The following is a 26,159-nucleotide window of genomic DNA, read 5'->3' on the forward strand; positions in this document are numbered from 1 at the left end:
TTATATTATCAAACATACCTACAAGGTTCGAAAAAAACCTTGCAGGAGAGACCGCAAACAGAACACTAATTACTGAACAATGTTTACTATTGATTATATTCTTTAACTGCATCAATAAACGCTTTCGCGTGATCCACAGGAATATTTGGTAAAATACCGTGACCTAAATTCACGATGTATTTGTCTTTTCCGAATTCGTCAATCATTTCATGAACCATTTTCTTAATAACCGGAATTGGTGACAACAATCTTGACGGATCAAAATTTCCTTGCAACGTGATGTTTCCACCTGACAAGTATCTTGCATTTCGTGGAGAACAAGTCCAGTCTACACCTAATGCTGATGCCCTACTTTTTCCCATTTCGCCAAGCGCAAACCAACATCCTTTTCCGAAAACAATTACCGGTGCATCATCAGCTAAAGCTTCAATGATTTGATTAATGTATTTCCAAGAGAATTCCTGATAATCAACCGGTGAAAGCATTCCGCCCCAAGAGTCAAAAATTTGAACGGCGTTTACTCCTGCTTTTACTTTTTCTTTCAAATATAAAATAGTGGTGTCCGTGATTTTTTGCAATAAAACATGCGCTGCTTCTGGATGTTGGAAACAAAATCCTTTGGCCATATCAAAACTTTTAGAACCTTTCCCTTCCACGGCATAACACATAATTGTCCAAGGAGAACCCGCGAAACCTATTAGTGGCACCTCGTCATTCAACATTTCTTTGGTCAATTTGATAGCGTCAAAAACGTATCCTAATGTTTCATTAACATCCGGAACGATTACTTTCTCCACATCTTGAATCGTACGAATAGGATTTGGTAAAAACGGACCAAAATTTTCTTTCATCAACACTTCAATTCCCATAGCTTGTGGAATTACCAAAATATCCGAAAATAAAATCGCAGCATCCGGAGCAATTCTTCGTATTGGTTGTACGGTAATTTCAGCAGCTAATTCTGGAGTTTGACAACGGGTGAAGAAATCATATTTATCACGTAAAGCGATGAATTCCGGCAAATATCTTCCCGCTTGACGCATCATCCAAACTGGTGGTCGTTGTACTGTTTCTCCTTTTAGTGCTCTTAAAAATAGGTCGTTCTTAATCATGTATTTAAATTTTAGCAGAATGCTAGATGCTTTCCGTTTTATAATATTCAATAACTTCCTCAATCACATCTTCGATAGTTGGTGTTTCGGCAATTACTATGTTTTTAATTTTCTTTGTTTCTAATGCTGATGCTGTAGTAGTGCCTACGCAAAAACAAACTTCATTCTTGATTTTATTATTTGTCAAATAACTTTCAACGGCAGATGGGCTAAAAAACATAATCCCGTCAAAATTTTCTTGGTCTGATATTTTAAAAGGCGCAAGCGTTGTTTGATAAACTTCGATTTCGTTAAAAGTTATTCCTGCACTTTTTAATGCTTCAGGCAACGTTTCTTTACGCAAATTTCCGCTTAAAAAAGTATAGCTTTCCTTATTGTAAATTAAAGTGATTATTTCGGCTAATTCAGATGCGTAATCCAAATAAACATCCACTGTAAAGCCATGCGATTCCAGTAATTCCTTGGTTTTAATACCTACACAAAAGACAGGTTTAGTCTTTAAAACTTCCCAACCGTTTTGTTCTATCAAACTTAAAACAGCATTTTGGCTGCTAAAAATTAAGTTGTTGTTGATTGTATTCAGTTCAAAAAGGTTGTTTTTAATTTCGATGAAATCTTGTTCTAAAAGATCAAAATTAGCGTCAAGAAATACTTGTCTTTGTTCTGCCGACAATGTTTTGGTGGATAAAATGCTTGTTTGGCTCATTATTTCTTCAAATTAATTTTAATTTCTGTCATCAATTCTATCCCGCCATTTTCTAAAATTTCTTTGGCACAATAAAAACCTAATTTTTTCCATTCTTGCATCGGAACGGTTTTTTCGATTTCTATTTTTTGCTTTCCATCGATAGAAAAAAGGACTCCTTTAAACCAAATATCATCTTCAACAAAAGTAGCCAAAGCACCGATTGGGGCAGTACATCCACCTTCGAGTGTTTTTAGGAATTGTCTTTCGATATGCGTACAGACTTCGGTATCAATATCATTAAGTTCAGAAACGGCTTCTCTACAAAAATCATCATTTGCCATAGCAACAACAACCATAGCACCTTGAGCCGGCGCTGGAATCATCCAATCCAAATCGATATAATTTGACGGTTTCAAGTTGATTCTTTCCAATCCTGCAGCGGCAAAAACAGCTCCATTCCAATCACTTTCCTGTAATTTTTGCATTCTGGTGTTTACGTTTCCACGTAAATCAACTACGTTGTGATTTGGATATTTATTTAACCATTGTGCTTGACGGCGCAAACTTCCTGTTGCAATTGTTCCTTCTCCATTAAGAAAATCTAAGTTTCCTTTATGTACCAAAATATCCAAAGTATTCGCTCTTTCCAGAACAGCTGCTTGCACAATTCCTATTGGCAAAGCCGTAGGAACATCTTTCATGGAATGCACTGCAATATCTACCTGACCGTTAATCATGGCGATATCCAGCGTTTTGGTAAAAATTCCTGTGATTCCTAATTCGTAAAGTGGTTTGTCGAGAAGAATATCTCCTTGTGATTTTACCGCTACAATTTCGGTTTTATACCCTAAATCGTTTAGTTTTTTTTCGACTGTGTGGGCTTGCCAAAGCGCGAGTTCACTATCGCGGGTTCCTATTCGTATCGTTTTATTCATTATTTTGTATTCGCTCCAATTTTAAAAACTTTTTCAATCCATTCGATACTTTCATCTACCATGGTATCGTCATCTTTTAAATGGTTGGCAAAATGTGTGGTTATTTTTTGGATAATTCTGTTGCTGATAATCTCTGCTTGTTCTTCATTGAAATTTGAAATTTTCTTGCTTTGAAAATCCAATTCGGATGTTTTTATCGCATTTAATTTTGCCTTCAATGCATTGATTGTCGGAGCAAATTTTCTGCCTTTGGTCCAAGTAATAAATTCTTCTTTTATTTCTTCAATGATAGCTTCAGCAGCAGGAATGTGCTTTTTTCTATTTTCTAAAGTCTCGTCTGTAATTTGAGACAAATAATCCATATGAATTAGCGTAACGCCTTCCATTTCTTCCACATCTTCATTCACGTTTTTAGGAATGGATAAATCCAGAATCAATAACGGTTTCTTCAAATTCAGAATGGCTTTGTCAACCGTAGGATTTTGAGCGCCGGTAGCCACTACAACAACATCCGCTTTTTGAAGTTCAAGATGCAATTCAGAATAATCTTTTACGATTAAATTCAATTTTCCGGCTAGCTCCTCTGCTTTCGCTTTCGTTCTGTTGATTAAAGTGATGTGCTCATTTTTAGTATGTTTTACTAAATTTTCACAGGTGTTTCTACCAATTTTTCCTGTACCGAACAAGAGAATATTTTTATTTCCAATGTCTTCTACATTCTTAATAATATATTGAACAGCGGCAAAAGAAACCGAAGTAGCTCCAGAGCTAATCTCCGTATCGGTTTTTATCTTTTTACTGGCTTGTATAACAGCATTTACCAATCTTTCCATAAAAGTATTGGCTAAACCAAAAGCTTTTGATTGTGAAAAACTGGATTTTATTTGAGCTATAATTTCGAAATCTCCTAAAATTTGACTGTCCAAACCAGTTCCTACACGAAACAAATGACTTATCGCTTCTTGGTTTTTATAAACAAAACCAACTTTTTGAAATGCTTCGACTGAACCTTGACTGTTTTCGCAAATTAATTTGATTAATTGAAAAGGGTGTTCTGCGAAACCATAAATTTCTGTACGATTGCAGGTTGAAGTAACTATTAAACTCTCTATTCCTTCGGTTTTGGCTTGTTCCAGTAAACGCGTTTTTGCAGCGGTATCTAAACTAAACTTACCTCTAATCTCAGCATCTGCTTTTTTATAACTCAGTCCAACAGAGTAAAAATAGTGATGCTTTGATGTGTTATTGTTTTCCATATTTGCACTTTTCAAGAAAGTGAAACAAAATTATGACTATAGTATTTATAAAAGTAACGCTAGAAGTTCTTTTTGTATCGTTAAATGATTTTTTAATTCTATTTGCCTATTTTATTGTAAAAAATTCTATTTTTGTAGTGAAATCAAGTAGTTATAAATCACTTATTTAGAGTAGTTCTAAACAAATTATACTGATAAATATCATATTTTTAATTTAAAAATGTCGCTATGGGGTCACAAGAAATTATTAAAATTGAAGATGATTTCACGCTTATTCGTTTTCAAAATGACAGTGCTGAGGCTTTTAATGCTCAACGCGAAGTCAGTAGTGGGCTGATTCAGTTTCATTTTGGATTAAAGGGAAGTGCCAAGTTCATCTTCAATCAAGGGAACTATGCTTTGGAACTAAAAGAAGAAAAGTCGTTGCTTTTATACAATCCTCAGAAAGAATTGCCTTTGAATCTGGAGTTAGCGCCAAATTCCTGGGTGATTTCTGTGATTATTTCGATCAAAAAGTTCCACGCTTTGTTTTCGACAGAAGCTGATTATATCACCTTTTTAAGTGCGGATAATAAGGACAAAAAATATTATAACGAAGGAAATATCAGTCCGTCGATGGCAATTGTTTTATCTCAATTGTTCCATTACAGTTTGCATCCGTCCATAAAAAACCTGTATTACAAAGGGAAAGGATATGAATTATTGAGTTTGTATTTTAACCGAACTGAAGATCCAAACGCGGAACAATGTCCGTTTTTAATAGACGAGGATAATGTAATGAAAATTAAAAAAGCTAAGGAAATCATCATTGCTAATATGGCCGAACCACCCGGATTACAGGAATTGGCGGATGAAATAGGTTTGAATCTAAAGAAACTAAAAATGGGTTTCAAACAAATTTATGGCGATACCGTTTATGGTTTTCTATTTGATTACAAAATGGATTTTGCCCGAAAATTACTGGACAGTGGTTCCTATAATGTAAACGAAGTAGGATTGAAAATTGGCTACAGCACCGGAAGTCATTTTATAGCGGCGTTCAAAAAGAAATTTGCAACCACGCCCAAAAAATATTTGATGTCAATCAACCCAAATATGCAATAAAGAATTGATTTCTTATATTAAACAATAAATAAAAAATAGTTAATCCCAATTTATAAAAAAGTAAGTTTATTTACTTTTGTACCTAGATTCCTCATTCTTCGGAATGACAATAATGAAAAAAAATATAATTTATGAAAGGTGTATTATTAGTAAATCTTGGTTCTCCAGAAAGCCCAACTCCAAAAGATGTAAAACCCTATTTAGACGAATTTTTAATGGACAAATACGTAATTGACGTTCCGTTTTTGTTGCGAGCATTACTTGTTCGTGGAATAATTTTACAAACAAGACCTAAAAAATCTGCCGCCGCTTACGCAAAAATATGGTGGGACGAAGGTTCGCCGCTTGTGGTTATTTCCAAAAGAATGCACGCCAAAGTAAAACAATTAGTTGATGTTCCTGTTTCATTAGCGATGCGTTATGGAAATCCATCTTTATTATCTGGTTTACAAGAACTGCACGATAAAGGCGTAAATGAAGTATTGCTTTTTCCTTTGTATCCACAACATGCGATGGCATCCACGACTACCATTCTGGAATTAGCCGAAGACTTGCGTAAAAAGCACTTTCCGGAAATGAAATTTACCATCGTTCCTGCATTTTATAACAAACCGGATTATTTAAAAAACCTGGCTGATTCTATTAAAGATCACTTAGAAGGTTTTGAATACGATCATTTGTTATTCTCATACCACGGAATTCCAGAGCGTCACATTCGTAAGACGGACATCACTAAATCACATTGTAAAATTGACGGTTCCTGTTGTAACACGCCTTCACCGGCACATGAATTTTGCTACCGTCACCAATGTTACGAAACCACAAAACAAGTTGTAAAATTACTTGGAATTCCGGAAGGAAAATACAGCCAGACATTTCAATCTCGATTGGCAGGAGACAAATGGTTGACGCCTTACACTGATGTAGAAGTGAATAAAATGCCCGAAAAAGGGATTAAAAAACTTGCCGTTGTAACACCCGCATTCGTATCCGATTGTTTGGAGACTTTGGAAGAAATTGCCATGGAAGCCAATCATCAGTTTAAAGAGCACGGAGGTCAAGAATTTTTGGCAATTCCTTGTTTGAATGACAGCGACGATTGGTGTAAAACCGTGAGTAACTGGATTACAAATTGGTCCAATGCATCTACATCAGTCAAAGTTGACTCCGAAAAAATAAACGCTTAAATGGCTGTTACCGCCGATGAACTAGGAACACAAGACATCAAAAGACTCTTGATAAAACAAGCAGTTCCGTCCTCTATTGGAATTTTATTCATGTCGGTTAATATTTTAATCGACACCATTTTTGTTGGACAATGGATTGGTTCTTTAGCTATAGCGGCAGTAACTGTTGTATTACCAATTACCTTCTTGATTTCATCATTGGGAATGGCAATTGGCGTGGGAGGAGGCTCTGTTCTTTCGAGAGCTTTGGGATCCAATCACAAAGAAAAAGCATTGCACACTTTTGGCAATCAAATCATGATGACGTTTTTATTGTCCTCTATTTTTGTGCTTATTGGTGTGTTTTTTAGTGATGAAATGCTATTGCTTTTTGGGGCCAAAGGTGAAATAATGAAACCTGCCAAGGATTTTTTCTTTCCAATTATTCTTTCCGTTCCGTTTTTGGCACTTTGCATGATGGGTAACAATATTATCCGTGCAGAAGGCAAAGCTAAATTTGCCATGATTGCTATGATTATTCCTGCTTTTGTAAATATTGCACTGGATGTTCTTTTTATAAAAGTAATGAATTTAGGTATGTTCGGTTCTGCAATGGCTTCAGCAATTTCTTATTTCATGTGTTTTGCATTTGTGCTATGGTTTTTTATTTTTAAAAGTGAATTAAAGCTAAAAGCAAGACATTTTAAATTTAAAATTCCCATCGTAAAAGAAATCACAGAACTGAGTTTTGTAACTTTTTCGAGACAAGGTGTAGTCAGCATTTTGGCCATAATCCTGAATCATACTTTATACATTTACGGAGGTGAACAATCAATAGCAATCTATGGTATTGTTAGTAGAATGTTGATGTTTGCTTTGTTTCCAATTCTGGGAATCACGCAAGGTTTCCTTCCCATTGCCGGATTTAACTATGGCGCAATGAATTATGAAAGAGTCAAGGAAAGTGTCCTGCTTTCCATAAAATATGCTGCTTTTTTAGCCACGCTTATTTTTATTGTCATTTTGATTTTTGCCAGACCAATAGTAGCCATCTTTACCAAAGATTCATTAGTGATTGCTCAAACCCCTGAGGCGTTGCGCTGGGTTTTTGCGGCTTCACCAATCATATCGATCCAATTAATCGGGGCTGCTTATTTTCAAGCGGCGGGAAAGGCAAAAAAAGCATTGCTTTTGACGTTAAGCAAACAAGGATTTTTCCTAATTCCGTTAGTGCTGATTCTCCCAAATTTTTTAGGTATTTTTGGAGTGTGGATTGCATTCCCAATTGCTGATATTTTATCAACGATACTGACAGGCTATTTTCTAAAAAAAGAAATGAATACTAAATTTACAAAAACCACCGATGGATCAATACTATAATTATCTCAAATCATTACACCTCATCTTTGTAATCACATGGTTTGTAGGTCTATTTAATATTGTACGATTATTTGTTTACCAAATAGAAGCGGCAGATAAACCCTCGCCTGAAAAAGAAATTTTACAAAAACAATTTAAAATAATGACCTACCGCATGTGGTATATCATCACTTGGCCTTCGGCAGTTTTAGCGAGTATTTTTGCATTTTGGATGTTGTTATTTACTGAATTAGGTCACGCTTGGCTACAAATGCCTTGGATGCATATAAAACTTGGCTTTGTATTTGTATTGTATTTATACCATGCAAAATGTCATCAAATTTTCAAGCAATTGCAAAATAATCAAGTCAATTATACTTCGAACTTCATGCGTTTGTGGAATGAGGGTGCGACAATAATCCTTTTTGCAGTGGTTTTTTTAGTTATTCTAAAAAATGCTTTTAACTGGATTTATGGCGTAATAGGAATAATTTTGTTTTCTGTTTTGATAATGCTAGGTTTTAAATTTTATAAAAAAATCAGAGAAAGAAATCAATCTTAATATGCTAAAAAACTTCAAAATATCGATGCTTTCTTTACGAATCAGGATTTTCCTTTCGATGATTGTATTGATAGTTATGGCATCTATATTATTGGCATCTATTTCTATTATTCAATTTAAAAATGAAGCCAAAGAATACCATCAAGAACGTTTAGAACGTAAAGAAGATGCTATAAAAGAACACATCAATTATGTGCTTTCTACTACAACTTATCCGTTAACAACGAAGAATTTAGGCTTAATTTTCAAAGATAAAATTCACGAATTAGCACAAATCCACAATATTGAAATCAACATTTACAGTCTGGACGGAAAACTGTTGAAATCCTCAAAAGAATCATTTTCAGTAGATAAAGTATCTCCTCCTATACCAAAATACATTCTTAAACTAGTTCGTTCTTCCATTGAAAAAAGATACGTTGATATTAAAACAATCAATGGAGTCAAGAATCGTTCTTCATACAGCCAGATTAAGGACGATAAGTTTAAACCACTTGGTATTTTGAATTTGCCTTATGTAGAAGATGACGGCTTTTATGAAAACGAATTAAATAGTTTCCTCATCCGTTTGGGACAAGTATATTCATTTATGCTGATTGTTGCATTTGCATTGGCTTATTTCCTTTCCACTTACATCACTAAATCTTTAAAAACAATTTCAGATAAACTAAGCGAAACCAGCTTAAATCAAAAAAACGAAAAAATCCTGTTAGAAGCCAGCAGCAAAGAAATCAATTTATTGATAAAGGCATACAACGCGATGGTTGATGAATTGGAAAAAAGCGCCATAAAACTAGCCCAAAGCGAACGGGAAGAAGCTTGGCGCGAAATGGCAAAACAAGTAGCGCATGAAATCAAGAATCCGCTTACGCCAATGCGACTAACGGTACAGAGTTTTCAAAGAAAATTTAATCCAAATGATGCAGATATAAAACAAAAGATGAAGGATTATTCCGAAACTTTGATACAACAAATTGACACAATGAATGCAGTTGCTTCTGCATTCTCGAATTTTGCTTCGATGCCGGCACAACAAAATGAAACCTTAAATGTGGTAGAGGTTGTGGATCTGGCAATGGATATTTTCAATGAAGAGTATATCGTATTTGAAAGTGATTCCCCCGAAATTATTTCGAAAGTAGACCGAACCCAACTCATCCGTATTATTACAAATTTGGTTAAAAATGCGATTCAATCCATTCCTGAAAACCAAGAAAAAAAATCAATTATTGTAACGGTAAAAAAAGACTTAAACAACGTTCTTATTACTGTTATGGATAACGGAATAGGGATTCAACCGAAAGACATCAGCCGCATATTCGAACCTAAATTCACCACCAAAAGCAGTGGAATGGGTCTTGGTCTTGGTATTATCAAAAACATTATCGAAAATTATAAAGGAACGATTACCTTTGATACTGAATTTGGAAAAGGAACCACTTTTACGGTTTCACTTCCAATAATTAACTCCTAAAATTACAATCATGAATTACGAAAATATTTTAATTACAACAGAGAATAATACTGCAACAATTACCGTTAATCGTCCTACAAAACTAAATGCTTTAAACAAAGCTACCATTACTGATTTGTATAAAGCATTCAAAACATTGGGGAAAAACAATGAAATTCGTGCTATTATTCTAACTGGAAGTGGTGAAAAAGCTTTTGTTGCTGGTGCTGATATTGCTGAATTTGCTAATTTTTCTATCGAAGAAGGAATGCAATTAGCTGCTGAAGGACAGGAAAAATTATTTGATTTTATAGAAAATCTTAAAACTCCCGTTATCGCAGCAATCAATGGTTTTGCATTAGGTGGCGGGTTAGAATTAGCGATGGCATGTCATTTCAGAGTCGCTTCAGAAAATGCAAAAATGGGCTTGCCTGAAGTTTCCCTTGGACTTATTCCTGGCTATGGCGGAACGCAACGTTTACCACAATTGATAGGAAAAGGACGTGCCATGGAAATGATCATGACAGCAGGAATGGTAACTGCTCAAGATGCTTACAGAACTGGATTAGTAAATCACGTCGTACCTGAAGCAGAACTTTTAGATTACTGTAGTAATCTTGCACAAAGAATAATAAAAAACTCACCATACGCAATTGGTAAAGCTATAAAAGCAATCAATGCCAATTTCAAAGAAGGCAAAAATGGCTATGAAACCGAAATAAAAGCTTTTGGAAAATGTTTTGGAACCAAAGATTTTAAAGAAGGAACAACGGCATTTCTAGAAAAAAGAAAAGCTGCGTTTACTGGGAAATAATAACAAAAGAGAGCCATATTGGTTCTCTTTTTAGTTTACAAGTGATTGCATTTAAAATAATCTTTGCTCAAAAACGGATTGTTTGATTTACATAACTTAATTTTGCAAACCCGTTTCGGAATATAACACCATCTAAAATTTAATTATGTCCTTTCAACCAGTATTTGCTCAATTTTGGGAAAAAGTAAAAGAAAGCATTCAAAATGGCACTTACGCCAAATTAACGCTAGCCAAAACCATTGGTGATACGGAACTGAAAAATATTTATGTACGTCCGGTTTTATTAGAAAATGACGTTTTTAGTCTGTCAGTTACTGCACGTTATAAAACGGAAGAAGTAGAAAGTTTCCACACACTCGATGAAGCTTTTATTATATTGGCTCCCTATATGAACAATCCCTTTTTGACAGCTTTGCTGTTTACTACGGAGAATGATATCACCTTTAAACTCAATAAAAAAAGAGTAGGAAGCATTATTGAGCAAGCGCCAACTTTTAAAAATGCTTCGGATGTAATTATAGAAATGAAATCCAAAGGGATTTCGATTTAAGATATTTGATTAATCCCGATAGCTATCGGGACTGATTTTTGATTTAAAAAACCAGCAATCGAAAAAAGATATGAAATTTAAAATCGTTTATCCGCAATCAAAAATCCTATTTCTCCCCTTCCCATTCTGCATAAAACTGTGAAATGAAACCTTCCATATAACGGTGTCTTTCCTTTGCAATTTGTTTTCCGGTTTGGGTATTCATTTTATCTTTTAAGAGCAATAACTTTTCATAAAAATGATTGATAGTTGGAGAATCACTCTTCTTGTATTCTTCCTTTGTCATCCTTGTGTTTGGAGCTATTTTAGGGTCATAGAGCGTTCTGTTTTTAAATCCGCCATAATTGAATGCTCTTGCAATTCCAATGGCGCCAATGGCGTCTAATCGATCTGCGTCCTGAACAACATACAGTTCTATTGAAGAGAATTTCTTTTCGAAATTGCCTCCTCTGTACGAGATGTTTTCAATGATATTCACCACATGAACGATAATCTCTTCATCAACATTTTCTAATTCTAAAAATTCCCGAGCAATTTTAGGACCAATAGTTTCATCTCCATTATGGAATTTACTGTCAGCAATATCATGAAGCAAAGCACCAAGTTGCACAATTGTGGTGTCACAAGCTTCGTTTTTAGAAATCAAAATAGCATTTCGATATACTCTTTCGATATGAAACCAGTCATGCCCACCTTCTGCATTTTCTAGTTTTGTTTTTACAAAAAGAATTGTTTTACTAATTAAATCGGGGTTATTCATCGTTATGTTTTGTAAAAAAAATGTTGATTTTTTAAGTTCGAAAACTTCAAAAATCAACATTTGTTAATCAATTTTAAAACTTTATTGCAATTACAATGTCAACTATCAAATCTTGATACTTAATACTAAAATCTCAATACTTCAAATTACAATCTCGCTGGTTCTACCCATTTGAAAATATGTGACTCTTGAGGAATCACTAATCTTTCCGATATTTTTGCCATTCTTCCCGGTAATTTCATCAAATAATCACGCGCTTTCTCTGCTTCATCAGTCAAACCAACAATCTTGTCAATTTCCCATTTGTCGATTAATTTTTGCATGATATCTACATAATCTGCAGCTGTATAAACGCCAATTCTTTGCGCCGAATCAGAAAACTGTTCGAAAGCAGTGCTTATTTTTTCACCTGATTCTCTCAAGAAATGCGCTGGCATAACAATTTTTGCTTTCATCATATATTGAAACGCAAGCATCATTTCGCTAGGATCCACTTGAAAAATTCGAGTTACAAATTCGCTATAGGCATGATGATGACGCATTTCGTCACCAGCAATCATTTTGCACATTTTAGACAATTTGTTATCTCCATATTTCTTAGCCATTTGTGCCACTCTGTTGTGAGAAACATAAGTTGCCAACTCTTGAAAACTGGTATATACAAAGTTTTTATAAGGATCTCTTCCTGTTCCAATATCAAAACCATCGTTGATAAGGTGCTGCGTTGTCATTTCTACTTCGCGCATGTTTACACGACCTGACAAATACAAATATTTACTTAGTAAATCACCGTGACGATTTTCCTCTCCAGTCCACTGTCTGATCCATTTAGACCAACCGTTTCTCTCTACATTATCAATACCGTCTACGTCCATTAACCAGGATTCGTATGTTGGTAAAGCTTCCTCAGTAATCGTATCCCCTACTAAAGTCACCCAGAAATCATATGGTAATTCTTTTGCAATTTCACGTAATTCTTTGACCTCATCAAAAAAAGTATCGCTCTGAGAATTAGGCAAAAAATCTGTTGGTTGCCATATTTTTTCTACTGGAATTAGATACTGATCGACAAAGCTATCTACGTTTTTTTCTAAAAACTGCATTACTTCTAATCGAATGTTTTTTATTGACATTATATATAAATTAAATTTTTATTCCTTGAACAACTGCTGTTTCTGTTATTTCCATTAATTCAGCAAAACTATAATCTTTAACGGCTAATGGTTTGTGTACTACAAAGGTAAGATGATTTCCTAAACCTAAAGGAAAAAATCCGTATTTAACCATTTTCCAAGAATTGTTTATGCTTATTGGAACCACGTATGCCGATGGCGCGTATTTACACAAAATTTTCAATCCGCTTTGAGCAAACTCCTTCGGTCTCCCTGTTTTACTTCTCGTTCCTTCCGGAAAAATAACTGCCGTCCGATTGTATTTTTCAATATATTCCGATAATCCTTTGATGGCTGGAATGGCTTGTTTAGGGTCTTTTCTATCAATAAGAACAGAACCACCATGACGTAAATTAAAAGATACGCTTGGAATGCCGCTGCCCAGTTCTTTCTTGCTAACAAATTTACAATGAAATCGTCGGAAAAACCAAATCATCGCAATAATATCGTACATACTTTGATGATTAGAGACAAAAATCAAAGGAACATTTTTAGGAATACTTTCTATATTTTCAAATTTATAGGTTGTTCCTAAAAGATTCGTACATTTTAATAAGAAAAAATTCAGGTAATCAACACTTTTTTTATGGGCTTGATAGCCAAAAACATGGAAGCAAACCCACTGAATTGGGTGAAAAATAACCAAGGTAAGACCAAAACATAAATAATAAATTATGGATATGGGATACGAAATTAGTTTTTGCATGCTTTAAAAATTTGGCACAAAAGTAAGAAATATATTTTTAGCCCGATTTAAATCGGAAACAATATACAGGCTGAACGTTTAATCGTAACTTTGCCAATCAAAATCAATGTACTTTTTCTATTAAAATGAACTTCACTTACCCAAAAAACGAAAAGCTAAAAAGTAAAATTACCATTGGATTATTGTTTTCTGAAGGGAAATCAGTTTCTAAATATCCGTTGCGATTGGTTTATTATTCCGGTGCTTTGGGTAACCCTGAATCCCGAAGTTTCGGGACAGATGAAAAAATTAAAATGGGTGTTTCGGTTTCTAAAAAACACTTTAAAAAAGCCGTTGATCGCAATTATTTCAAACGGGTGTTACGAGAAACCTACCGTCTCAACAAACATTTATTGATTGATAATCTGGACCAACCTCATGCTTTTATGTTTTTTTACCAAAGCAAGGACCGATTGAGTTATGAAGAAATCAATACCAAAACCATTCAATTATTTGAGAAGTTTATTGCTCAAAACAGTAAAAAACCTTTGCCAGAAAGCGGCTTAAATTTAGAAAATAAATAAGTCCAATTTTACTAAATACCGTAGAATTGCGTTTACACTTTATCCCGTATAATTATTGGTGATTTATTCTTAATTTAGTACTCTCAAATTTAGTCCAAAAGCCATGAATTCTTTTTTCCAAAAAAAAATTATAATTCCTATTGTCGCTTCAGCGTTTCTTTATGTTGGTGTGAGTTTCAAAGACGATTTTTTTGAAATCGCTAAACAAATAGAGATTTTCACCACCCTTTTCAAGGAATTGAACAAGAACTATGTCGATGAAACAAATCCTGGTGACTTAATGGACAAAGCCATCAAAGGCATGCTAGCCAGTTTAGATCCGTACACTGTTTATTTTAATGAGCAAGATGTGGTCAGTTTTAAAATAAACAATACTGGGGAATATACTGGAATAGGCGCTTTATTAACTAGAAAAGACGGCAAACTCATCGTAAAAGAGCAATACAAAAACTTTCCGGCAGATAAAGCGGGACTTAAAGCCGGTGATGAAATCACTCAAGTAGGCGATATTCTTTTATCTGATTTTAAAGAGGATGCCTCCGAATTATTCAAAGGATCAAAAAACACTAAAATTGACATCAAATACATCCGTCAGGGAAAACCGTATACCACCCAAATTATTCGTGATGAAGTGGAAATAAAATCAGTTCCTTTCTTTGGCAAAATAGATGCAGAAACCGGTTATATCGTTTTGTCCCATTTCAACAACAAGGCTTCTGTAGAAACCAAAATGGCATTGGAACAATTAAAAAACGAAGGCGCTAAGAGAATTGTTTTGGACTTAAGGGGCAATCCTGGAGGACTTTTGAACGAAGCAGTAAATATTTGTAACCTTTTTGTTCCAAAAAATGAAATTATAGTCACTACAAAATCCAAGATTGAAAAATACAACAACACCTACAAAACAACTAAAGAACCCGTTGACACTGAAATTCCTTTGATCATTATTGTAAATGGAAAAAGTGCTTCGGCTTCAGAAATTGTTTCGGGAGCTTTGCAGGATTTAGATCGTGCGGTGGTTTTGGGAAGCAGAAGTTTTGGAAAAGGATTGGTGCAAAGACCGGTTGATTTAACGTACGGAACCCAACTAAAAGTGACTATTTCTCGCTATTATACACCTTCTGGCAGATGCATTCAAGCTTTGGATTATGCCCATAAAGACAAAAATGGTTTGGCTATAAAAACCGAAGAGAAGAATTACAATGCCTTTAAAACCCGAAAAGGAAGAACAGTTTATGACGGTGGAGGCATTCAGCCCGATGTGGAACTTGACGAAACAAAATTGAGTCCAATTACAAATGCATTGGTCAAAAATGATGGGATTTTTAATTATGTGACGAGTTATTATTACAAAAACCCAACTTTAGGCAATACCATCCCCACGATTTCTGATGCGGACTATTTAGACTTTAAACAGTTTTTAAAAGCACAAAAATTCTCTTTTGACACGGATACGGAGTTGGCATTGAAAAACACTTTGGCCGTAGCCAAAAAAGAAAAAATAGACGGATCCATCACTGTCGAATACCAACAATTACTTTCCGCTTTACAAAAAAGCGAAGATGCATTATTGGATAAAAATCAAAAAGAAATCAAGAATTTAATTTTAGAAGAAATCATTAAACGCTACCAATATCAAGAAGGTTTGTATCAATATTACATAAAAAATAATTCGGAAATTAAGAAAGCCGTAAGTATTTTGAACAATACCCCAGAATACAAATCTATTTTAAAATTGTAATGAAAAACTATTTTAAAATTGTTCTTTTTTTATTTTTCGGATACCTTTCAGCTCAAGAGAAACCAGTACAAACTGTCTATTTTGATTTTGACAAATATGCAATTGATAATGAACAAATTAAAACCATAATCGATTTTGCAAAAAAATCAGATACTACAAAAATTGAATCGATTCAAATTTATGGATATTGTGACGACAGAGGTGACAACGATTATAATTATGAATTATCAAAAAATCGTGTAAAAACGGTTCAGGATATCCTTACTGCAAATGGTTTCAGCAAAAATAAAATTGTAATTATCGAAGGGAAAGGACGCGTTATTTTGACCAAAGAGAATGAAGAAAACTTAACCGAAATACGTTCTAAAAACAGACGCGTCGATTTATTTATTGTTGCCAAAAATAGTTTTGAAAATGGCATTTACAATTCGTTTCAGGACAATCACAAAGTTGGCGATCGCATTTATCTAGAAAACATCTTGTTTGCATTAGGAAGCAGTGCCTTGCCATTAGAATCTAAAAAAGAACTAGACAAAATTGCAGCAATACTACAAAAAAATCAAAAGTTGGAATTTGAAATTAGAGGACACGTATGCTGTACTCCAAGTTATTATGAGGACGCAATAGACGAGTATACTCACGAAAGAAAACTTTCCTTTAATCGTGCCCGAAACGTCTATCGATACCTACTATCAAAAAAAATTAACCCGCAACGAATGTCTTACAAAGGTTGCGGGAATAGATTTCCTTTAGGAAAAGGCGATGCGCTGGACCGAAGGGTTGAGTTTCTTATTTTGAAAATATAATTATACTTTCTGCATCTCAATATGCGGAATATCATCTTCTAAATACATTTCGCTGGTTTGCACAAAACCTTGGCTTTCGTAAAATTTTTTCAAATATAATTGGGCTCCAATGGTAATCTTGCTTTCGCCAAAATGAGACAAAATCCCTGCAATAGCTTCCCGCATTAAGTCATGACCCCATTTCCTGTCGCGGTAATTTGCAGCAACGGTTACTCTTCCGATAGAAGCGTTATCAAAACTGATTCCTGCTTTAAAAAGTCGGGCATGAGCCACAATTGCACCTTCAAATTCTCCAAAGAGATGCAACGCGACTTTGTCTTTACCGTCAAGATCAAGATAAACACAGTTTTGTTCTACTACAAAGATCTCGCTTCTTAATTTGAGTATATCATATAGTTCATGTACCGTAAGCGCCTCAAAAGGCTTTATTTTCCATTCTAATGCCATGGATTATTTCGTTTTTATATTAATTTTTAATTTAAAGTAATTTAGACATTACCTTTTTTCAATTTCAACTGATTTTATAATGGATTCCAATTCATGCATCAAGTCTCGTTTTTCCTTTGATGGTGCATAACAAAAACCTTCCAAAACCAAGATTCTACTGTATTCCTTGTCTATAATCGCATAATTGATAAATGGACCCGCCATAAAATCATTTTTTAATTCCCAAGTTCCTTTGGTCTCGTAAGCATCTTTTCCGTCAAGAGTAATCTTTGAAAGATAAGGTGCATAGGCTTCTTCAGTAATCATATTAGTATTGGGTTCTGTCCCGCTAATATATAAATTACCTATTGAATCCCGCATTTTTATGATATTGGAAATCAGATTTGGATTTTTCTTGATGTAATTTAAAGGAACTTGATAAATTAACAAACTTGTATTTCCACCGTTAATTTCCTTTTTTAGCCACATAAAATTACTTTTGTGAAGTACATAGGTATAACCGGTAGGAATCTTTATTGAGATATGAAATTTATTGTCAATTACTTGGGGATTCAGTAATGATTGGTTGTTAATTTTCTGGCTTTCGGCAATTTCCGTCTGCTTGATTAATTGAATCATTTGTGGTGCATTTTTTTCCAGACTGGCTATAATATCGGCACCGGTCTTTCCTGAAATATGAAACACATTTTGAGGTGATGCGTATTGATTTTTCTTTATTTCAAATTTATTTTGCGGTTCTTTCTTTACCACAATAATTGCTCGGGTATCTGTCATGAAGCCTTCCAGAAGCTTGACCGGATATTGATTTATGTTAAAAAGCGGTTCTTCCTGTGGCAATCCTATGACTGGTGATGCAAACTTATTTCGAATGCTGTCCCCTATTTCACCATTCCACAACTGATCATCAATAATAACTGAAATAGTATTGATTTTTCCAGTCGTTTTACGATGCAGATCATCATTCTTCTTTGCACAAGAAAAAAACAACAGGGAAACAAGAAGCAATAAAAAATGGGTTTTATTCATTATAATTTAATTCTGAAATAAAACCCAAATTTATAGAAGTTTGTCGGATTATCCGTTTATTTTTAACTTCATTCCGGGTTTAATACCTTCACCGCGAATATCGTTCCATTTTTTTATATCTGAAATAGTTACTCCAGGATATTTTTTGGCAATACTAAATAAAGAGTCGCCTTTTTTTACATAATATTCCGCCGCCTCTTTTTTAGAAACTGAAGCTATATTTTTTTTCTTGAAAGAACTCGACGATGCTTTATCTGTAGTAATTGCAATTTCGTTTTTGGCAACAATCAAAGTAGCTCCTAGAGCAATATTATGGTCTGATAAATTATTCCATTGTTGTAAATCAGTTAAAGTTGCTCCAAACTTCTTAGCGATATTCCCTAGATTATCCCCTTTTTGAACGACATATTCTATGTCTTTTCGTTCTGGATTAGAAGCCAATTCTTCTTCTTTATTAACTTTAACTTCAGAAGCTGCTACTCTTTGATTTTCCGAAACAGTTTCAGTAGGAACCTCCTCTACTTTAGGTTCTTTCTTAACTGTTCTTACAATACTTTGTTCAGTAATAATTTTTAAACTTTTACCATATGGAACTGAATTGCTTCGGAGTTTATTCCATTTCTTCAAATCTGAAACGGCGACATCATATTTATCCGCAATTTCACTCAGATTATCTCCGCGTCGTACTTTGTAATAGGAAGTTTTAGGAAGTTTTATTTGTTGCAAAGCATAATTAACAGTATCCCTTTTAAAAATAGGTTTTGTAACCTGAAACGGCTTTTCCCTAAGATTTAATTCGTGTTCAGCGTAAGCATAAATTCGGTCTTCATTTGAAACAAAAACAGCTATTTTTTCCTGTGGTAATCTCAAGAAATGATTTTCATCATGATAAAACGGAATCACATTTAGCTTATACGATGGATTTAACAACTGCAATTGTGCCATTGGAACATCCAGCAAATCAGATATTTGTTTGAATGTCATTTGCTTTTTAATCAGGATTGTATCCGTAGCAAAATGCTTAATTATCGCTCTATCCGGTTTAATACCGTGTGCAGTATGATATTCATAAATATACATTGTTGCTAAAAAAGCAGGCACATATCCTTGCGTTTCTTTTGGAAGATTTTTTCTAATGTTCCAATAATTTTGTTGACCACCAGAACGTCTAATCGCTTTAGAAACATTTCCCGGTCCAGAATTATACGAGGCTAAAACCAAATCCCAATCGCCAAATATCTTGTACATGTTAGACATGTATTGTGCTGCAGATTCAGAAGCTTTCAATACATCACTTCGCTCATCAATATAGGAATCAATTTTCAAACCATATTGTTTTCCGGTTTGATACATAAATTGCCAAAGTCCTGTAGCACCAACTCTTGAAACTGCTTTTGGATTTAAGGCAGATTCGACAACTGCTAAATATTTTATTTCTAAAGGAACATTTTGTTTGGCAAGCGCTTCTTCAAAAAGCGGGAAATAATACTCCGAAATCGCCATCAATCGTTCAAAAGATTTCTTTCTGTATTTTAGGAATGATTTGATGATATTTTCCAGACCTTGATTGTATTCAATATTGAAAGGTGATTTTGCATCCATCGCCGCCAGTCTTTCTTTCAAAAGTGCTGTAGGCAATTCATAATCCACTTTTTCGTCAATATTGATATTTTTTATATCGTCGGTTATATTGTTGTATAAATCTAAGTTGGTCAATTCTTTCATCCACAAGCTATCAACACAAGTGGCCATGTCATCTTTCACGAAAGTTTTCTTGATAGAATCTAAATAGGATAATTTGGGTTCTATTTTTACAATGTCTTTATTTTCAACAAGTTCTTGTGAAAACACAGTTACTGACAGCAATAGAAAAAACGATAGGGTGGTATTTTTTATATTCATATTTTTATGATCAATGACCTATATTACAAATGATTACAAATCTAATTTTTACAAACTTAATAGGTTGAAACTAAAAATTTCTTTAAATATTGTTAAAAATGCAACATTTCGTTCAATTATGAAGAATTTTCCTTGATTCCATTGTGAAAACTTCTTTTAAAATACAATTCATCAAATTTTAAAACTAAAAAACCTTAGCGACAAATAGTTCTTCGCTAAGGTTTCTTATTATTATAGTTAGGTATTATTTCTTAATCTGAATTACAGTTTAAAATCAAACCTTTTTAAATCAATCAATTAGTCCAGTATCGCTGCAATTCCTGGCAACACTCTTCCTTCAAGCATTTCAAGCATAGCGCCTCCACCAGTTGAAACATAACTCATTTTGTCTTCTAGTCCAAATTGTTTTACAGCAGCTACTGAATCTCCACCACCTACAAGTGAGAAAGCTCCGTTTGCAGTTGATTCAGCAATGAAGTTACCAAGAGCGATTGTTCCGTTAGCAAAACTTTCCATTTCAAAAACTCCTAATGGACCATTCCAAAGAATAGTTTTAGAATCCATAATTACTTTTTTGAAGTTTTCCAATGATTTTGGTCCAGCATCAAGTCCTTGCCATCCATCAGGAATTGCCTCTACATCAACAATTTGAGTATCGGCAGTATTTGAAAATGCATTTGCTGCAACAACATCAACCGGAATATGAATTTGAACTCCTTTTTCTTTAGCCAATCTCAAGATTTCCAATGCCAATTCTTGTTTGTCATCTTCACAAATAGAATCTCCAATTTTACCTCCTAATGCTTTCACAAAAGTAAATGTCATTCCACCACCAATAATCATGTGATCCACTTTATCCAGAATATTCTCGATAACAGTAATTTTAGAAGAAACTTTAGATCCACCAAGAACTGCTGTTACTGGTTTTTCGCTGTTTTTCAAAACTTTGTTCAAGCTTTCGATTTCTTTAGCCAATAATAATCCGAAACATTTTTCAGTTGGGAAGAACTGAGCGATAATTGTAGTCGAAGCGTGTGCTCTGTGTGCTGTTCCAAAAGCATCATTTACATAAATATCACCAAGGGACGCTAATTCTTTTGCAAAAGCAACATCTCCAGCTTCTTCTTCACTATGAAAACGTAAATTTTCTAATAATAAAACCTCTCCAGCCTGTAATTTATCCGAAGCACTTTTAGCTTCCACACCAACACAGTTTGAAGCAAACTGAACCGGTACTCCTAACACTTCTGAAGTTGTTTTTAGGATGTGTTTCAATGAATATTTTTCTTCAACACCTGATGGTCTGCCTAAATGTGACATCAAAATTACGCTTCCACCTTGAGCAAGAATAGCATCAATTGTAGGTTTTGCCGCTTCGATACGAGTGGCATCTGTTACGTTGAAATTTTCATCCAAAGGCACATTAAAATCAACACGTATTATTGCTTTCTTATTTTTAAAATTAAAATCGTTTAAAGTTTTCATTAAGTATATTTTTAGTTTGTTTTTTTTGAAAGAATAACAAATATAGAACTTTTCAGGAACTAAAAAATAAGAATAGTTTGAAAATTAGGGAAATCCACTAACGAAAACGTTGTAATTCTCTCAAATTATTTATTTTTTGAAATTAATTTTAAGGAACCTACTTTTATTTTTTATACTTTTAAAAGTAATTTAGATATAAAAAACAGCTCCTTTCATTTTGATTTTTAAAATTATGAAACATTCTTTTTTGTTTGATTTAGATGCTCGTTATATTGTTATTTTTTTATTTTTTTCAATGCTTATAACGATAAGGATAGGGTACACAATTGGATTCAAAAAACCGAAAAAAGATTCCGATGATTTTGGAATTTTATCCTCTTTATTAGGATTATTGGCTTTGTTATTGGCTTTTACATTTGGAATGGCAGGTTCTCGTTATGAAAACAGAAGAACAAATGTAATTAACGAAGCCAATAGTATTGGAACGGCAATTTTACGTTCGGATATTTATCCGGATAGTTTAAAAAAAGTGTACAAAGCTGATTTTCAAACGTATTTAAACGCTAGAATTGACTATTTTGATTCGAATAGAGATGATGATAAAATCAATTCATCGCTAAAAAAATCAGAGGAGTACAGTAAAAAATTATGGAATCGAGCCAGTTTTTACGCAAAAAATAAAGATTATTTTATACAATCTAATATGATGTTGCCAGCCTTAAATGATATGTTTGATGCCGCATCTTCTACCAATACCGTATATAATTCAGCAGTTCCTGAATCCATCGTTTATTTATTATTGGTGTTTTCGATCATTATTTCCTTTTACATTGGCTATAGTTCCGGTTCTAAAAAAATAATGGACAAGTATTTCATCGTCGGTTTTTGCTTGCTTTCTTGTGTCGTGATTTTGGTTACTTTAGATTTAGACCGACCAAGACGCGGTTTAATTGATTTGGGAAATGAAATCAGTTTATTGAAAGAATTAAAGAGTAATTTTTAAGCATTTGGAATTTCTAAAACGATAAGAAGCGCATTTTCGGATAACGCTTCCCATTCTAAGGAGTCAATTCCGGATAAACTTAATCCGTCTTTTGATTCTAACAACCGATTTTCGATTTCAAAAGCACCATTAATTACAAAAACAAAAACGCCATTCGAATTGTTTTTTAGCGAATAAAACCCCTCCTTTCTTGCGTCATACATTCCTATAAAACCCAATGTATTTGAAATTTCAAATAATGTAATTAGTTGGTTTTTATCAGTTAAACCAAAATGAAACTGTTTGAAATTGCTTTCGAAATCTTGACTTTTGGCATTGAATCCTATTTGTAAATAACTGACATTTTCTTCCTCATAAGAATTAGTAAGCTCGAAAGACATTTCTTTTTCGACAGAAACAATTCGGATTTGCTCGACTCCAATAAAACTTTCATTTCCCAAACTGTCTTTGTAATCTACTCCGCCAAACAGCGGTAAAATAAGCACTGCAGTATTGGCTTTCAAAACCGTTTGGGTTGAATATTGAGGCGTCAGTATTGCTTCGTTTAAAACGTGTAAAGACCCGAATGGTTTTCTACTCTCTTCGAAATAATTTCCAAAATTGAATGTAGAAAAACAGTTATATCCATTTGATTTCAACTGCCCTCTCGATTCAGATTTGAATATTTGTGCCGGATTTTGTTGCATCATAAAAATAGCCTTTACAATTAAACTATAAACCTGCAAAATTTTAAAATCTTACAGGTTTTGGTATTGTTTTTTATTTACTAATTCAAAAAACTTAACCCGCAACATTTATGGTGTGTTCCAAGACAAATCCTTCGGCAATACTTCCAGTAATTGTTGATAATTCATTGGCAACGCCATCTGAAAATACATTATCACTGGCATTATAAGTATAGCCCGTCATTCCTTTAGAATATCCATTAGCAGTCGAGGAATTTACTAATACAACCGCACTGCTTGAACCTTCAGGAAATGCAATTTGAGTAACTAGCAGCGATGTCCCTGAAGCATTATAAACATGAACATGAATGTGCGTTGCTCTACCGCTGTACCAACCCGGAAAAATAGATTTAAAACTAACTATTCCATCAGCATTTGTAGTTTGTCTTCCTCTCAAAAAGTGAACTGCCGTAAAATCTGCTGATTGCATTCCGGTTCCGCCATATTCTGAATAATAACCGTCCTTATCGCAATGCCAAATATCTACAATGGCGCCCGCTAAAACAGCACAACTGGCATTGGTGTTTTTTATGGCAACATTAATGGTAAATGCTACTCCAGTTCTATCACTCACAATATTAGTCGTTACCAGTGAAGCAGGTGTTTTAGTAGGAAATGGTCCCGCTGTTTCTGAGGAAGTTACGGTGCAACTTCCTGATGTAGCAGTAGAACCTGTAGTTGTAGTTCCTGTTGAAGAAGTAGCATCATCACTGTTACAGGCCTTAATTATAGGAATGACCAAGGATCCTAATCCTATTAATCCCAATCCTTTTAAAAAATCTTTTCTTTCCATAGCAAATACCATTTTAATATTACAATGATAAAAGTATTTAAATGCAAATAAGTGCTAAAATTTATGAGGTAACCGAAAGATTTTATGCGGTAAACAAGTAAAAAACAGGTTAAATTTGTAATTTTTTAACAATAATACAACCAACTTATTCTTTATGGATTGCGGCAAAAAAAGCACTTTCATAACTCGCACTTACCGGAATTTCTTCTTGGTTAATATAAATTATTTTGTTCCGTACTTTTTCGATTTTAGAAATGGGAACAATAAAAGAACGGTGTACCCTTATAAATTCGGGAACAGGTAACTTTTGAAGGATTGCTTTCAAAGTCATTCTGGCGACAATAGTTTTCTGATTTTGTATGTGAATTTTAACGTAATCGTCTAACCCTTCAATATATAAAATATCTGAAAACAGGATTTTTATCAAACTATAATCGGCACGAATAAATAGATACAATTGCTCTGGATCTTGGTTTTGCAATTTCCATTGCGAAAAGGCTTTTTCTACCGCTTGTTGAAATCGGGAAAACGAGAATGGTTTCAAAATATAATCGGTGGCGCTCAATGTAAATCCTTCAACTGCATATTCAGAATACGCAGTGGTGAAAATTACCATCGTTTTGTGTGGCAAATTTTTAAAAAAATCAATTCCGGAAATGGATGGCATATTAATATCCAAAAACAATAAATCGACGGGATATTTCTTCAGGTATTTAAATGCCTCCTCCGATTTGGTAAATGTTTTTTGCAAATCTACATATTCGATTTTATCACAAAAACTTTGCAAAATATCCAATGCTGGCGGTTCATCATCAAGAGCAATCGCTTTTATCATCCTACTTTTATCGTTAAGGTTACGGTATAGTTTTCCTGATTATCATCAATTTTCAACACATGGTTGTTGGGATACAAAAGAGACAATCTCTCGATTGTATTTTGCAGTCCAATCCCACTATCCGATTGAATGGATTGCACTTTATAATTAGAAACAAATAAAGTTAAATAATCTCCAACAATTGTAATCCGAATAGCGATATCAGAATTCTGATTTGGATTTACACCGTGCTTGAATGCATTTTCGATAAATGAAATTAAAATAAGTGGCGTGATGCATTTGCCAAAAGCATTCCCTTCTACAACATAATCAACTTTTACGGTGTTGCCCAAACGGGTTTTTTGAAGCTGAACAAAATTGTTGATGTAATTAATTTCTTTATCCAAAGCAATTACATCATCATTGGCATTTGTTATGATATAGCGCATTAATTCGGATAATTGAACCACTGCATCTGCCGTTTTATCATCTTTTTTTATAGCTAAAGAATAAATACTATTCAAGGTATTGAACAAAAAATGAGGATTAATTTGTGCTTTCAAAAAGGACAATTCCGATTTCATTTTGTCCTTCTCTACTTTCTGTAACCGAATATTGATGGCAAATAATAAACTGGAAACAACTCCAATTAAATAGACCAAAGTAGTGTGACTATATTGCGTTGGTGGTCCACCTATAGGTCTTAAAACCATAGGTTTTGGCGGAAGCATTCTTCCCTTTGGTGGGTTTCCGTGTCCAAAATCCAGAAAATTACGCTCCGGATGATCAAAAACAGTTGAAATCCATAGAAAGAATAATAAAAACAGGACGATAACAATAAAGTACAGTATCAGTTTTTTTGAAAAATAAACCTTCGGAATTAGATAATAATAATTGAAGTAAAAGAAAAACAGCAACATGAAATAGATCAAAAAATAGATTCTATCATGACCATTAGTAGCTAAATTCGGCAAACTAAAAACACTTCCTGACGAAGTAAATGCATACGGCAAAAGCATAAATGCTAAACACAGGCATAAATGCAACGCGTAAAAGGAAATTTCTTTTTTCATAAATCAAACTTAACCATTCAAATTTAAGATTCTAAGCCGTAGCATTCAAATTATTACGGTGAAAACGTTAATTATTGAGGTAATTACAAATTATCTTAAACAAATACGGTAATTGATTATGAAATTCGATCCCTTTTTAAGAAT

At 33.9% G+C, this 26,159-nt stretch carries 26 protein-coding genes; 11 read left to right on the forward strand and 15 right to left on the reverse strand.

Annotated features, from left to right (window positions below; translation table 11 throughout):
• Nucleotides 1–86: 86 nt before the first annotated feature.
• The 4 genes from hemE to hemA are packed head-to-tail and all read right to left on the reverse strand — an operon-like array spanning nucleotide 87 to nucleotide 3,991.
• The gene (gene hemE, locus OA85_RS04535; protein WP_039108302.1) at nucleotides 87–1,112 is read right to left on the reverse strand and encodes a uroporphyrinogen decarboxylase; all 1,026 of its coding nucleotides are present in this window, start codon (nucleotides 1,110–1,112) and stop codon (nucleotides 87–89) included.
• Nucleotides 1,113–1,134: 22 nt separating this feature from the next.
• Nucleotides 1,135–1,818: a uroporphyrinogen-III synthase gene (locus tag OA85_RS04540; protein WP_039108303.1), complete on the reverse strand. Its 684-nt coding sequence runs from the start codon at nucleotides 1,816–1,818 to the stop codon at nucleotides 1,135–1,137.
• On the reverse strand, nucleotides 1,818–2,738 hold the full coding sequence (gene hemC, locus OA85_RS04545; protein ID WP_156129412.1) for a hydroxymethylbilane synthase: 921 nt from the start codon (nucleotides 2,736–2,738) through the stop codon (nucleotides 1,818–1,820). The genes OA85_RS04540 and hemC overlap by 1 nt, the downstream gene beginning before the upstream one ends.
• The gene (hemA, locus tag OA85_RS04550) at nucleotides 2,735–3,991 is read right to left on the reverse strand and encodes a glutamyl-tRNA reductase (RefSeq protein WP_039108305.1); all 1,257 of its coding nucleotides are present in this window, start codon (nucleotides 3,989–3,991) and stop codon (nucleotides 2,735–2,737) included. Before hemA ends, hemC begins: the two co-directional genes overlap by 4 nt.
• A gap of 228 nt (nucleotides 3,992–4,219) precedes the next feature.
• Between hemA and OA85_RS04555 the strand changes: the two genes are divergently transcribed.
• From OA85_RS04555 to OA85_RS04585, 7 genes are all read left to right on the forward strand, one after another.
• The gene (locus OA85_RS04555; RefSeq protein WP_039108306.1) at nucleotides 4,220–5,095 is read left to right on the forward strand and encodes an AraC family transcriptional regulator; all 876 of its coding nucleotides are present in this window, start codon (nucleotides 4,220–4,222) and stop codon (nucleotides 5,093–5,095) included.
• 131 nt (nucleotides 5,096–5,226) lie between these two features.
• Nucleotides 5,227–6,282 (forward strand): ferrochelatase, encoded by a 1,056-nt coding sequence (gene hemH, locus OA85_RS04560; RefSeq protein WP_039108307.1) that lies wholly within the window; start codon nucleotides 5,227–5,229, stop codon nucleotides 6,280–6,282.
• Complete coding sequence (locus OA85_RS04565; protein WP_039108308.1) at nucleotides 6,283–7,641, forward strand: MATE family efflux transporter; 1,359 nt, start codon at nucleotides 6,283–6,285, stop codon at nucleotides 7,639–7,641. It abuts the gene before it with no gap.
• On the forward strand, nucleotides 7,625–8,182 hold the full coding sequence (locus OA85_RS04570; RefSeq protein WP_039108309.1) for a CopD family protein: 558 nt from the start codon (nucleotides 7,625–7,627) through the stop codon (nucleotides 8,180–8,182). The genes OA85_RS04565 and OA85_RS04570 overlap by 17 nt, the downstream gene beginning before the upstream one ends.
• 58 nt (nucleotides 8,183–8,240) lie before the next feature.
• Entirely contained in the window at nucleotides 8,241–9,656 is a 1,416-nt protein-coding gene (locus OA85_RS04575) for a PAS domain-containing sensor histidine kinase (RefSeq protein ID WP_082014114.1), read from the forward strand.
• A gap of 10 nt (nucleotides 9,657–9,666) precedes the next feature.
• A complete protein-coding gene (locus OA85_RS04580; protein WP_039108311.1) occupies nucleotides 9,667–10,449 on the forward strand; it encodes an enoyl-CoA hydratase/isomerase family protein in 783 nt (260 codons plus the stop codon).
• Nucleotides 10,450–10,594: 145 nt separating this feature from the next.
• A complete protein-coding gene (locus OA85_RS04585; protein ID WP_039108312.1) occupies nucleotides 10,595–10,999 on the forward strand; it encodes a hypothetical protein in 405 nt (134 codons plus the stop codon).
• Between the two features lie 106 nt (nucleotides 11,000–11,105).
• On the opposite strand, the gene OA85_RS04590 is transcribed toward OA85_RS04585, so the two are convergent.
• From OA85_RS04590 to OA85_RS04600, 3 genes are all read right to left on the reverse strand, one after another.
• Nucleotides 11,106–11,759 (reverse strand): HD domain-containing protein, encoded by a 654-nt coding sequence (locus OA85_RS04590; RefSeq protein WP_039109368.1) that lies wholly within the window; start codon nucleotides 11,757–11,759, stop codon nucleotides 11,106–11,108.
• A gap of 146 nt (nucleotides 11,760–11,905) precedes the next feature.
• The gene (locus OA85_RS04595; protein WP_039108313.1) at nucleotides 11,906–12,892 is read right to left on the reverse strand and encodes an acyl-ACP desaturase; all 987 of its coding nucleotides are present in this window, start codon (nucleotides 12,890–12,892) and stop codon (nucleotides 11,906–11,908) included.
• 10 nt (nucleotides 12,893–12,902) lie between these two features.
• The gene (locus tag OA85_RS04600) at nucleotides 12,903–13,637 is read right to left on the reverse strand and encodes a 1-acyl-sn-glycerol-3-phosphate acyltransferase (protein WP_039108314.1); all 735 of its coding nucleotides are present in this window, start codon (nucleotides 13,635–13,637) and stop codon (nucleotides 12,903–12,905) included.
• Nucleotides 13,638–13,762: 125 nt separating this feature from the next.
• Between OA85_RS04600 and OA85_RS04605 the strand changes: the two genes are divergently transcribed.
• From OA85_RS04605 to OA85_RS04615, 3 genes are all read left to right on the forward strand, one after another.
• Nucleotides 13,763–14,200 carry a ribonuclease P protein component gene (locus OA85_RS04605; RefSeq protein WP_039108315.1) on the forward strand — a complete coding sequence of 146 codons (438 nt, stop codon included), beginning with the start codon at nucleotides 13,763–13,765 and terminating at the stop codon, nucleotides 14,198–14,200.
• Nucleotides 14,201–14,303: 103 nt separating this feature from the next.
• Nucleotides 14,304–15,941 carry a S41 family peptidase gene (locus OA85_RS04610; RefSeq protein WP_039108316.1) on the forward strand — a complete coding sequence of 546 codons (1,638 nt, stop codon included), beginning with the start codon at nucleotides 14,304–14,306 and terminating at the stop codon, nucleotides 15,939–15,941.
• Nucleotides 15,941–16,747 carry an OmpA family protein gene (locus OA85_RS04615; RefSeq protein ID WP_039108317.1) on the forward strand — a complete coding sequence of 269 codons (807 nt, stop codon included), beginning with the start codon at nucleotides 15,941–15,943 and terminating at the stop codon, nucleotides 16,745–16,747. The genes OA85_RS04610 and OA85_RS04615 overlap by 1 nt, the downstream gene beginning before the upstream one ends.
• On the opposite strand, the gene OA85_RS04620 is transcribed toward OA85_RS04615, so the two are convergent.
• The 4 genes from OA85_RS04620 to pgk form a co-directional block, all read right to left on the reverse strand.
• Nucleotides 16,748–17,194, reverse strand: a complete 447-nt coding sequence (locus OA85_RS04620; RefSeq protein WP_039108318.1) for a GNAT family N-acetyltransferase — start codon at nucleotides 17,192–17,194, stop codon at nucleotides 16,748–16,750.
• Nucleotides 17,195–17,242: 48 nt separating this feature from the next.
• Complete coding sequence (locus OA85_RS04625) at nucleotides 17,243–18,220, reverse strand: DUF4837 family protein (protein WP_039108319.1); 978 nt, start codon at nucleotides 18,218–18,220, stop codon at nucleotides 17,243–17,245.
• 48 nt (nucleotides 18,221–18,268) lie between these two features.
• Nucleotides 18,269–20,122, reverse strand: coding sequence for a LysM peptidoglycan-binding domain-containing protein (locus OA85_RS04630; RefSeq protein WP_039108320.1), 1,854 nt, complete (start codon nucleotides 20,120–20,122; stop codon nucleotides 18,269–18,271).
• A 297-nt stretch (nucleotides 20,123–20,419) separates the two neighbouring features.
• Nucleotides 20,420–21,607: a phosphoglycerate kinase gene (pgk, locus tag OA85_RS04635; RefSeq protein WP_039108321.1), complete on the reverse strand. Its 1,188-nt coding sequence runs from the start codon at nucleotides 21,605–21,607 to the stop codon at nucleotides 20,420–20,422.
• Between the two features lie 232 nt (nucleotides 21,608–21,839).
• On the opposite strand from pgk, the gene OA85_RS04640 reads away from it, so the two are divergent.
• Entirely contained in the window at nucleotides 21,840–22,610 is a 771-nt protein-coding gene (locus tag OA85_RS04640; protein ID WP_039108322.1) for a hypothetical protein, read from the forward strand.
• Here OA85_RS04640 and OA85_RS04645 read toward each other — a convergent pair.
• The 4 genes from OA85_RS04645 to OA85_RS04660 all read right to left on the reverse strand — a co-directional run bounded on the left by OA85_RS04645 (nucleotide 22,607) and on the right by OA85_RS04660 (nucleotide 26,015).
• On the reverse strand, nucleotides 22,607–23,299 hold the full coding sequence (locus tag OA85_RS04645) for a hypothetical protein (protein WP_039108323.1): 693 nt from the start codon (nucleotides 23,297–23,299) through the stop codon (nucleotides 22,607–22,609). The genes OA85_RS04640 and OA85_RS04645 overlap by 4 nt on opposite strands.
• Nucleotides 23,300–23,390: 91 nt before the next feature.
• A complete protein-coding gene (locus tag OA85_RS04650; protein WP_039109370.1) occupies nucleotides 23,391–24,128 on the reverse strand; it encodes an intradiol ring-cleavage dioxygenase in 738 nt (245 codons plus the stop codon).
• A gap of 145 nt (nucleotides 24,129–24,273) precedes the next feature.
• Nucleotides 24,274–24,963 carry a LytTR family DNA-binding domain-containing protein gene (locus OA85_RS04655; protein WP_039108324.1) on the reverse strand — a complete coding sequence of 230 codons (690 nt, stop codon included), beginning with the start codon at nucleotides 24,961–24,963 and terminating at the stop codon, nucleotides 24,274–24,276.
• Nucleotides 24,960–26,015 (reverse strand): sensor histidine kinase, encoded by a 1,056-nt coding sequence (locus tag OA85_RS04660; RefSeq protein ID WP_039108326.1) that lies wholly within the window; start codon nucleotides 26,013–26,015, stop codon nucleotides 24,960–24,962. Before OA85_RS04660 ends, OA85_RS04655 begins: the two co-directional genes overlap by 4 nt.
• Nucleotides 26,016–26,159: the final 144 nt, after the last annotated feature.

Source organism: Flavobacterium sp. AED (genome assembly GCF_000812945.1).
Taxonomy (GTDB): Bacteria; Bacteroidota; Bacteroidia; order Flavobacteriales; family Flavobacteriaceae; genus Flavobacterium.

Coding starts and splice junctions, on each gene's coding strand:
- OA85_RS04630 (WP_039108320.1), bottom strand. CDS start 20,122: ATGAATATAAAAAATACCACCCTATCGTTTTTTCTATTGCTGTCAGTA.
- pgk (WP_039108321.1), bottom strand. CDS start 21,607: ATGAAAACTTTAAACGATTTTAATTTTAAAAATAAGAAAGCAATAATA.
- hemA (WP_039108305.1), bottom strand. CDS start 3,991: ATGGAAAACAATAACACATCAAAGCATCACTATTTTTACTCTGTTGGA.
- OA85_RS04565 (WP_039108308.1), top strand. CDS start 6,283: ATGGCTGTTACCGCCGATGAACTAGGAACACAAGACATCAAAAGACTC.
- OA85_RS04540 (WP_039108303.1), bottom strand. CDS start 1,818: ATGAGCCAAACAAGCATTTTATCCACCAAAACATTGTCGGCAGAACAA.
- OA85_RS04600 (WP_039108314.1), bottom strand. CDS start 13,637: ATGCAAAAACTAATTTCGTATCCCATATCCATAATTTATTATTTATGT.
- OA85_RS04625 (WP_039108319.1), bottom strand. CDS start 18,220: ATGAATAAAACCCATTTTTTATTGCTTCTTGTTTCCCTGTTGTTTTTT.
- OA85_RS04575 (WP_082014114.1), top strand. CDS start 8,241: ATGATTGTATTGATAGTTATGGCATCTATATTATTGGCATCTATTTCT.
- OA85_RS04620 (WP_039108318.1), bottom strand. CDS start 17,194: ATGGCATTAGAATGGAAAATAAAGCCTTTTGAGGCGCTTACGGTACAT.
- OA85_RS04645 (WP_039108323.1), bottom strand. CDS start 23,299: ATGATGCAACAAAATCCGGCACAAATATTCAAATCTGAATCGAGAGGG.
- hemH (WP_039108307.1), top strand. CDS start 5,227: ATGAAAGGTGTATTATTAGTAAATCTTGGTTCTCCAGAAAGCCCAACT.
- OA85_RS04580 (WP_039108311.1), top strand. CDS start 9,667: ATGAATTACGAAAATATTTTAATTACAACAGAGAATAATACTGCAACA.
- OA85_RS04570 (WP_039108309.1), top strand. CDS start 7,625: ATGGATCAATACTATAATTATCTCAAATCATTACACCTCATCTTTGTA.
- OA85_RS04605 (WP_039108315.1), top strand. CDS start 13,763: ATGAACTTCACTTACCCAAAAAACGAAAAGCTAAAAAGTAAAATTACC.
- hemE (WP_039108302.1), bottom strand. CDS start 1,112: ATGATTAAGAACGACCTATTTTTAAGAGCACTAAAAGGAGAAACAGTA.
- OA85_RS04555 (WP_039108306.1), top strand. CDS start 4,220: ATGGGGTCACAAGAAATTATTAAAATTGAAGATGATTTCACGCTTATT.
- OA85_RS04590 (WP_039109368.1), bottom strand. CDS start 11,759: ATGAATAACCCCGATTTAATTAGTAAAACAATTCTTTTTGTAAAAACA.
- OA85_RS04640 (WP_039108322.1), top strand. CDS start 21,840: ATGAAACATTCTTTTTTGTTTGATTTAGATGCTCGTTATATTGTTATT.
- OA85_RS04660 (WP_039108326.1), bottom strand. CDS start 26,015: ATGAAAAAAGAAATTTCCTTTTACGCGTTGCATTTATGCCTGTGTTTA.
- OA85_RS04610 (WP_039108316.1), top strand. CDS start 14,304: ATGAATTCTTTTTTCCAAAAAAAAATTATAATTCCTATTGTCGCTTCA.
- OA85_RS04585 (WP_039108312.1), top strand. CDS start 10,595: ATGTCCTTTCAACCAGTATTTGCTCAATTTTGGGAAAAAGTAAAAGAA.
- OA85_RS04595 (WP_039108313.1), bottom strand. CDS start 12,892: ATGTCAATAAAAAACATTCGATTAGAAGTAATGCAGTTTTTAGAAAAA.
- OA85_RS04650 (WP_039109370.1), bottom strand. CDS start 24,128: ATGGAAAGAAAAGATTTTTTAAAAGGATTGGGATTAATAGGATTAGGA.
- OA85_RS04615 (WP_039108317.1), top strand. CDS start 15,941: ATGAAAAACTATTTTAAAATTGTTCTTTTTTTATTTTTCGGATACCTT.
- OA85_RS04655 (WP_039108324.1), bottom strand. CDS start 24,963: ATGATAAAAGCGATTGCTCTTGATGATGAACCGCCAGCATTGGATATT.